At 70.9% G+C, this 7,434-nt stretch carries 6 protein-coding genes and 2 pseudogenes; 2 read left to right on the top strand and 6 right to left on the bottom strand.

The features are described 5' to 3' along the window. Positions 1 to 392 precede the first annotated feature (392 nt). From ACFWV2_RS30060 to ACFWV2_RS30040, 5 genes and pseudogenes are all read right to left on the bottom strand, one after another. A complete protein-coding gene (locus tag ACFWV2_RS30060) occupies positions 393 to 836 on the bottom strand; it encodes a hypothetical protein (protein WP_384409715.1) in 444 nt (147 codons plus the stop codon). A 586-nt stretch (positions 837 to 1,422) separates the two neighbouring features. Next, positions 1,423 to 2,742: a hypothetical protein gene (locus ACFWV2_RS30055; protein WP_384409713.1), complete on the bottom strand. Its 1,320-nt coding sequence runs from the start codon at positions 2,740 to 2,742 to the stop codon at positions 1,423 to 1,425. Positions 2,743 to 2,834: 92 nt separating this feature from the next. After that, a pseudogene (locus ACFWV2_RS30050) lies at positions 2,835 to 3,208 on the bottom strand (DUF6879 family protein); the annotation flags it as partial. Beyond that, positions 3,165 to 3,443 carry a hypothetical protein gene (locus ACFWV2_RS30045; RefSeq protein WP_384409711.1) on the bottom strand — a complete coding sequence of 93 codons (279 nt, stop codon included), beginning with the start codon at positions 3,441 to 3,443 and terminating at the stop codon, positions 3,165 to 3,167. The pseudogene ACFWV2_RS30050 and the gene ACFWV2_RS30045, both read right to left, overlap by 44 nt. A gap of 133 nt (positions 3,444 to 3,576) precedes the next feature. Next, a complete protein-coding gene (locus ACFWV2_RS30040) occupies positions 3,577 to 3,729 on the bottom strand; it encodes a hypothetical protein (RefSeq protein WP_384409709.1) in 153 nt (50 codons plus the stop codon). A gap of 261 nt (positions 3,730 to 3,990) precedes the next feature. Here ACFWV2_RS30040 and ACFWV2_RS30035 point away from each other — a divergent pair, with 261 nt between their 5' ends. Then, positions 3,991 to 6,084, top strand: a complete 2,094-nt coding sequence (locus ACFWV2_RS30035) for a hypothetical protein (protein WP_384409707.1) — start codon at positions 3,991 to 3,993, stop codon at positions 6,082 to 6,084. 17 nt (positions 6,085 to 6,101) lie between these two features. Then, positions 6,102 to 6,383: pseudogene (locus ACFWV2_RS30030) on the top strand (hypothetical protein); the annotation flags it as partial. A 55-nt stretch (positions 6,384 to 6,438) separates the two neighbouring features. Here ACFWV2_RS30030 and rarD read toward each other — a convergent pair. Continuing rightward, positions 6,439 to 7,374: an EamA family transporter RarD gene (rarD, locus tag ACFWV2_RS30025; protein ID WP_384409705.1), complete on the bottom strand. Its 936-nt coding sequence runs from the start codon at positions 7,372 to 7,374 to the stop codon at positions 6,439 to 6,441. Positions 7,375 to 7,434 lie beyond the last annotated feature (60 nt).

Here is a 7,434-nt window from a genome sequence, read left to right as displayed (position 1 = left end):
AGGTGATCGCCCTGGTTCCTGCGGCACAGCACAGCAAAAAAGCCCACGCCGAGGGCATGGGCAAAGGGAGGATCCGAACCACGACAGCTAACGGGGACAGTACACGTCCGTACTTACTGTGACCACAGGAAACGCCTGATGCCCAGCGCAGATGACCGCCAGGACGTAGAAGGCGCGGCGCGGGCCAGCGGATCGAGGTCTCCGCAGAAGGCGGCGTGCAGGGCCCGCCGCGACGACACCGTCCGCGCGGTGATGGACGGCCTTCAGCAGCAGTGGGCGACTCCGGGAGCACCTCGGTATGCGTACGGCCGGGAGTGCCCGGAGTGCGGGCGCGGGTCTACGCGGACGTACGCCCCCGCCCGGACCCGGCCGACTATGTCCTGTCCGGGTGATCATGGATCCCGTGGGAGTCGGATGTGACCCGTGGTGGCGATGCTGGCGAGGGTGCGGTGGAGCCGGCGGACCGCGTCTTCGGCTTCCGCGTACTCCTGGAGGGTCGGCAGGACGGCGCCGAAGGTGGGGCCGTGTTCGGCGGGCAGGGCGCGCCAGTGCAGGACGGGGGTGAGGGCGGTGGCCGCGGCGCCGAGGAACCAGGCCAGGCGTCCATGGACGTGGGCGAGGGCGATGGCCACCGCGGCGAGTGCCTCCCGCAGGTGTGCCAGCCGCTCGACCTCGGACAGGGCCTCCCGGGACTCCAGGGTGCCCACGATGGCGTCCAGGTCGGCGGCGGCCTGCGCCGCGACGGAACGGTCGGCGGGGGTCAGGACCCACGTGTGGTCACGGATCTGCCCTTCGGCTTCCACCGCCAGCTCTTCAACGGCCCCTCGTATATCCACACCCGTAATCCTAAATCCGTGCTGGTCGGCGGGAGAGCGCAGGTGGCCTGCCGGTGATCCATCTGCCCTTTGACGCCGAGCGGTCCGACATGACCGGCCGGACAAGTCCCTAGTCGAACTGCATACAGACCGATGGCTTCAGGTAGCGCTCGGCCACCCATCCGGTGGTGCCGGCCCTAATGCCGGAGCGCGAGCGCTCAGAGAGGGTGACCCGGTATCAGCCGTTCGGCTTCCGGTCGACGTCCCCACGGGTCGGGTGTCCGAGCGAGGCGTAGCGGGTTCCCGGGCCGGACCGTAGGTTCACGTTCGCGCCCGCGACGTCGTACCCGCACGAGTTGAGGCCGGCCGTCGTTCGGGCCAGGGCGGTGTCGACCGTGGCGAGCGCGGGCGCGGCACCCGCCCGGAGGACGGGCGGCCGCGGCCGCGCTGGAGATCATCATGCGCATGCCGGGGCCAACCCGGGCCCCGGACGGATGTCACGGCCCCGTGGTCATGACCACCCCGACCGGGGGGGGCGGGCGGCCCCCGGAGCTGCACTGTGGCCCGTTTCACGGCGTCGCAGCCCCGAAGATTCCCGCCGGATCTCTCAGAGGACGAGGTTGTAGATGTCCCAGTCCCAGCCGATCTTGGTGCGGGTCGCCGGAACGTAACCGCGTCCGGACAGCTTGCGCTGGTAGGCGTACAGGTCGCCTCCGGGGGTGCGGGCCAGCAGGTCGAGGCCGTTCAAACGGCCGAGGTCCTCGGTGCCGGCGAGCGTGTTGTAGACGTTCCAGCCGCCGCCGACCTTCACCCGCGCGTCGAACGGCCCGCTCGACGGGTGCTCGGCGGAGCTGGGGGTGTACTTCCACAGGACGCCGGCCGTGTCACGGGCGACCAGGCCGTCGGCGTATCCACTGATCTTGGTGTAGGCGTTCCAGCCGCCGCCGACGCGCTGGCGCGGATAGAAGTTGCCGTCGAAGTTGACGTGGTACATCCACAGGACGCCGCTCTTGTCGCGGGCGACCAGACGCCTGCCATAGCCGTAGCTGTCGCGGGCAATCTCTGTGTAGGTGTTCCAGCCGCCGCCGACACGGACGCGGGGTTTGAAGGGGGCGTCCGGATTGTCGGAGCCCTGGTAGTGCCAGAGGACGCCGTCCTTGTCGCGGGCGACCAGGTCGCCCCGGCCTGCCGCGGTGATGTTGCCGAGCGGCACGATCGCGGTGTACATACCCCAGCCGCCGCCGACGCGCTGACGCGCCGTCAGCTTGCCGTCGGCCGATCCGGTCGCCTCGTACCGCCACAGGACGCCGTCCTTGTCGCGGGCGTGGACGGCACCGCGCAGACCCGCCTCGGGGGTGCCAAGGACAGCGTCCACACCGGCAGTGCCCTTCGAGACCACCCTCCCCTGGGCATCCTTCAGCGTCACCGACAGGTCGAACGAACCGAACCAACGGTCCCAGGAGCCGAAGTCGAACGTCACGGCGTAGTCCAGGGTGGCCTTGGCCTCGACGGCGGGGAGGTCGACGGCTATCGGCTCCCTCTCGTAGTCATCGTTCATGTACCACGAGAGGGGCACCGGGGCGGCCCCGTCCACCGACGCGGTCGTGTCCATCCTCGCCGCGACACGATTCGGGGTGGTGCCGGCGCCGGGCCACTGGGAGATCGGCTTGCCAAATCCGAGCGTCGCCGTCACCGGACCGGTCACCCCGGCCGGCAAGGAGGCGCGGAAACGGACGGTCCCCGGACCCTCCTCGCCGGCCCACACCTTCGTCCGGCCCCCGTCCTGGACCACCGTGCCGGGCTCCACGGCGGCCTCCGCCCGGCTCACCGCCGGCACGGCCACGGCCGCAGCTCCCCCGAGCGCCACCGGTGCGATACCGGCGACGAGGACCGTCGCCATGACCAAGCCTGCACGCGTACGCGTCACGGACTCCCCCTGCTTTCAGCTGACGTGAAGAAGCGGTCTCCCGCCTCCTCGGACACCTCTATGACATCCGGGGTGCCCCCAGGGTTGTACGTGTCGTTGACGGGAGCGGGTGCCGTACTCGCGTGGCGGCGGGCAGCCAGCGCACGTCCTCTCCGGCCTGGAGGTTGAGCGGGGTGATGGCGTGCTCGTAGCGGATGTAGTCGGTGACCGGCTCGGAGACGATCCGCGCGCGGCGCATCACCACGCCACGTGCGACCGCGTCCTTGACGAGCGGCATCCACTGCGGCCAGAACGAGCGGCCGGGGTCGAGGTTCGGCACTCCGGTGCGCAGGAAGGTCTCGAAGTCATCCGTCTCGTCGCCGACCGCGTAGACGTCGCGCATCTCCAGGTGGACCGCCGTGCGGTGGGTGTCGGCGAGCAGGTCAGCGAACGTCGCGGTGTTCAGCGCTTGCGCGTTCAGCGGCATCGCACGCCTCCCTCAGAATCGGCACCATGCGGACCGGCATCCGGATCACCCGCTCGTGCGCGGGGATCCCGGCCCTGTGGCCGGCCACCCACTCGGTGGAGCCGACCAGGGACTTGAGCATGTCATCGGCTTCCTCGCCCTGGAGAACCAGGTCCGCGCTCTCCTCTTCCACCCACACCGTCGGCGATCCCTCGCCGCAGGTGTTCGGGTCGATCCCGACGAACCGTAACGTCATGGTGCTCTCCCCTGCGACGTGGTTGCGCATAGTTGCGCGCACCGGCCGTCCCGCAGCGCAGCGAGCCGGTCAAGAGGACCGCGAAGCTGGAGGGCTGGCCCACGGGGGACGCGTTGCGGGCCAGTCTCCCAGGTCAGTTCTTGCCGGCGGGACGTGCGGCCAGTGCTGTGCGCAGGCGCGCGGCGATGGGCTGGAAGCGCTGGACGAAGCTGGGGTCCTTCATCTGGTCGGGCTCGGGCAGCTGCTTGTGCGGGAGGGGCCGGCGCCCGGCAAGGGACCAGCCCATGGGGCGCAGTCCGGCCCTGCCTCCACTCCACCGCGGATGACGCGCGCGTGAGCGAGTCCGTGGCCGGTCCCATGCACCAGCCACCCGCAGTGGGACGATCAATACGCGGCAAGGTCACCACTCTGCCCCGATGGAAAGCGAACAATGCCTCTTCCCGGCGGAGAGGGCGTGTCAGACCCCTGTGGCACGGTGGTTCCCGAGGCGGGAGAGCCGTCCTCGACGGATTCCGGAGACGACGCCGGAGAACCCAGGGAGCAGCACGTGAACGACGCCGCCGGCGCCCCCGCCGCCCGCCGCCGCGCGGCGCGCGGACGGCCCTCGGACCTTGCCCTGATCACGGCCTGGTGGCAGGGGCTCGGCGGCGACGGGTTCCTCGTGCTCCCGCCGCCGAACCGGGGCCGCTACACGCAGTCCGACGGCCACGAGGACGCCGCCGAGGTCCACGCGGAGCGCGGGCTCACCGGCCCCGTCTCCTTCGCGTACTGGCACTGGCAGTCCCACGGGCGGGCCTTCGGCCGTTCCAGCACACTGAGGGGCGAACTGCTGCTGCACTGGGGCGGCGACCACGCCACCGTCGCCGCCGGGCTCGGTGAGGGGCCGACCGGTTTCCGGGTCGTGGACGGCGGTCCTCAGGGCGCCTTCCGGCTGGACCGGATCACCGACCGGGACGAGGCGGGACTGCCCGATCCCGCTGACCCTGACGGCGTACGGCAGTTCCTCGACGCGCTCGACGAGCCGGTGGACCGCAGCGTTTCCCCGCTCCGGTACCGGCCCTTGTCCCCGGTCGAGGCCGCCTGGCTCCACGAACGGCTGGACGACCCCCAGGACCTCTCCGCCGCGACCCGGTTCGCGGTCTCGCTGGAGCGCAGGAATGGGCTCACGCCCGACGAGACGGAGCGGCTGCTGCGCGCCTGGCGTGCGGAGTACGAAGGGCGGCTCACGGCGTGGGGCGCCTGGGCGGAGCTGCTCCACGCGCTACTGCGCCACGGCCACGCGGAGGCGTGGGGGACGGCCGACGCCCTCGGCGTCGGCGACCCCCAGGTGGCCTCCGTCGTGTCCCGCATGCCGTCGGAGCGTGGCCTGGCCGTCGTGCGGGAGGCCGCGCTCGCGGGCCATCGTGCCCCGGTGCACGCCTGGCTCGCGCTGCACCGGTCGCTCCGCGAGCCCGACGCGGTACGGGCCGCGGCGGCCCTCGCGGCGGAACTGGCCGCGCATGACGTGCCGGAGACCTCGCTGCACGGGCTGTACGGCGCGCTGACCGAGGCCGTCACCGCCGACTGGCGCCGGGAGACGGGGGCGGGCTACCACGCCGGCCGGTCCTACGCCGGGCTCGCGGCGGTCCGCTTCGCCACCGACGACAGACTGCCGCGGGTGCTGCGCGTCCTCGCCGCGGACGCGGCCCGCGAACAGGTGGAGCACATCCGGGAAGAGGCACTCCGGCCCGGCCAGACCGACCTCGACGGGATCGGCACCGCCGACGTACTGGCCGCCGTGGACCGTTACGAGGCCGCCAGGGACGGACTCCTGTCCGGTACCGGCCCCAAACTCACCGGCTCCGAGACCAAGCTCACCGACGTATGGCACCGGTACCGGACACTCACCGACGTCGACGTGCGCTGGCTGCGGGACCGGGTGGCCGACCCGACGACCGGCCTGCAGGGGCTCGGGTTCTGCCTCGAACTGCTCGTCGCCCACGGTCTGGCCACCGCGTCCGACGTCGAGGCCCTGCTGCCGCGCCGGCTGAAGGACCTCACCAAGAAGTACCGCACCACGTACACCGAATGGCGCCACCCGCTCGTCACCCTGACCTGCCTCGCCCTCGACCTGGACCACCCGGCCGCGGCGAAACTGGTCTCCTGGTGGAACGCGGCCCGGCCGCTGTGGAAGGACGAACTGCGGCTCCTCACCCACCTCGGCGCCCCCGACGAGGCCAAGGCCGCCGAACTGTGGGACTTCGTCACCTCGCCCGCCCACGACGTGGGCCAGCTGATGACCTGGGTGCTGGTCCGGGCCCGCCTCGACCGAGAGCACCCGCTGCTCGTCGCCGACCGGCTGATCGGCAACCCAGACATCCGCGAGTACGTGCTGCGCAGGGTGCTGATCGGCGTGGCGGACCCCGAACAGCCGCTGTGGCACTACGCCGTCGACCCGAGAAGCGTGTGCTGGTGGCGGCGCGCCCAGGCGCTCACCGAGCACCCCGGCCTCTCCCCTGAGGCCCGTGCCGTTGGCCTGAGCGTCGCCCGCGAGCACTACCTCATCCGCTACCCGGACCAGGTGAGCCCCGCACCGACGGAGGCGGACCGCGCGAAGGCCGTGGCCTGGCTCGCCCAGCAGGACACCCCCAAGCTCTATTAGCGGGCTGACGAGAACCACTGGTCAGCGCATCATCAACTGAGTACGTTCACCTGTACGGGGTTGAGCACGTTCAGGCGTACGCTGACAGAGGCTGCTCTGCGGCTGGGAAGGACCTCCCGTTACCACGCCAGATCAGCTACCGGTGGCGTCTGTGCGAGCTGATGGCCGCCTGCGGCGTGTTCACCGTCGCCGAGCTCATGCCGCACCTCACCGAACGCGGTATCACACTGTCCTCCTCCCAGGTCCACCGCCTGGTCTTCGGCACCCCGGAACGGCTGTCCCTGCCGGTGCTGGCCACCCTCTGCGACATATGCGGGTTCGCGGCACCCTCGGTCTCGGCCCGCAGCCGCTGGGTCATGGGCGGGCGCTGTCGACCTGTGGGGCGGGCTGCTTCGGCGCGGCGGATTCTTCTGCTGCCGATTCGAGCGCGAGAAGAACGAGCCCGGCACAGATCGGGATGTAGACGAAGGTGTCCGCCGACTGCCACGGCTCGCCCAGGAGCGTCAGGGAAACCAGCACCAGCAGCACCGGCTCGACGTAGCTGAGCACCCCGAACAGGAAGAACGGCAGGACACGGCTGGCGGTCAGGTACAGCGCGAACCCGGCGGCACTGAGAAGCCCGAGCAGGACAAGTCCGGCGATCAGCTGTGGGCGGTGGATGACCGTGCCGAGCGACGGCTTGGCCGCCAGGACGAAGACCGAGAAGGGGAGCATCGCGCTGAGCTCGAAGAGCTGGGCTGCGGCGGAGTCCAGGGCGAAGGCGCGTCGGCTGATGAAGTAGAGCGGAAGCCCCAGTGCGACCAGCAGGGTGGGCCAGCGCAGCCCGCCGGCGACGACCACGGCCGCCGTGACTCCCGCAGCGGCGCAGAGCACGGCCGCGATCTGCCAGCGGGAGAGCTTCTCGCGGTAGACCGCGACGCTGACCACCACCATGGCCACCGGCAGGATGAGATAGCCCAGCGACAGATCGAGGCCGTGCCCGCTCTGGGGCGCCCATCCGAAAAGCCACAGTTGCAGCCCCAGGAGAGCGGCGTCCACGACGAGGACGCCGACCAGATGCGGTGCTGCGCGCAGACGGCCGACCAGCGCCGCGGCTTGGTCCCACATCCGCGCCGAGCAGAAGAAGGCAGCCAGAAAGGTGACCATCGCGATGATGCGGTATCCCAGGATCTGCTCGGGATCCAGCGGCAGAAGGTACGGGGGGATCATGAAAATGATCCCGAAGATGACTGACGCTCCGACAGAGGACAAAATCCCGGACGCGGGGACGGAGGGGGTGCGCGCGTTCATGTGAGAGTAGGGACTTTCCGGAGGCTGGGAGGGTGACATGCCCTGGAACCGACCAGCGGC

Origin of the sequence: Streptomyces sp. NPDC058671, from assembly GCF_042716475.1 — a bacterium.
Taxonomy (GTDB): domain Bacteria; phylum Actinomycetota; class Actinomycetes; order Streptomycetales; family Streptomycetaceae; genus Streptomyces.
Note: the sequence above shows the minus strand (reverse complement) of the source record. Positions and strands in the feature narration are given on the sequence as shown.